The following is a 668-nucleotide window of genomic DNA, read 5'->3' as shown; positions in this document are numbered from 1 at the left end:
CCCCCTGTACTTGCTAGCTTTGTTGTATATTTTACCATATCCAGCCCAATCCTTATAACACAAAGACGAAATATACCAATTCTAAGCTACTATTTCACCCACGCATTCAAATTACTGCCCAAAACCACCTCTGCATGGTATAATTTTGGATTGAAGAGGAAAAAATACTTATCCTAAAATAAGAAACACGTAAGGTAGTTATAGAAAGATATCGCACTATTTTGATATGGCATTAGTGGCTAAGTTAGACCGTGCTAGTTGCTAGAATATGCTTTTAAGGATCACCAATTAATGCGGCGATAATTTGATTACAGTTCGGATAATCAAGATTAGCCATATTTCATTATAAGTGTTACTTTTCTTAAAAAGTTCACTAGCATAACAAATAGTAATTGCGATATAAGCGATAACTTATATTTATGAAATGATTCTTTTAAACTTGGAGGCCTGATGCTAGGGCCGCTATTATTGACGAAAGGAGGCCAAGGATGGCTAGTGAGTTGATTGAGAATTTGTTGACCCTTGTACCAGCTTTGCCTGGTTGCTACATTATGAAGAATGCGGATGACCAAATCATTTATATTGGTAAGGCGAAGAATTTAAGAAATCGTGTCCGTTCTTATTTCAAGTCGACCCATACCGGGAAGACGGCTCAGCTTGTGAGTGAG

Annotated in this window: 1 protein-coding gene; it reads left to right on the top strand. The window is 37.1% G+C overall.

What is annotated here, in order from left to right:
- Positions 1-488: 488 nt before the first annotated feature.
- A partial coding sequence (locus tag ACRCJ0_RS17960; RefSeq protein WP_431391499.1) for a GIY-YIG nuclease family protein occupies positions 489-668 on the top strand: 180 nt, incomplete at its 3' end.

The organism is Aerococcus sp. L_32 (assembly GCF_050689315.1).
This window is presented reverse-complemented; position numbering and strand designations above follow the sequence as displayed.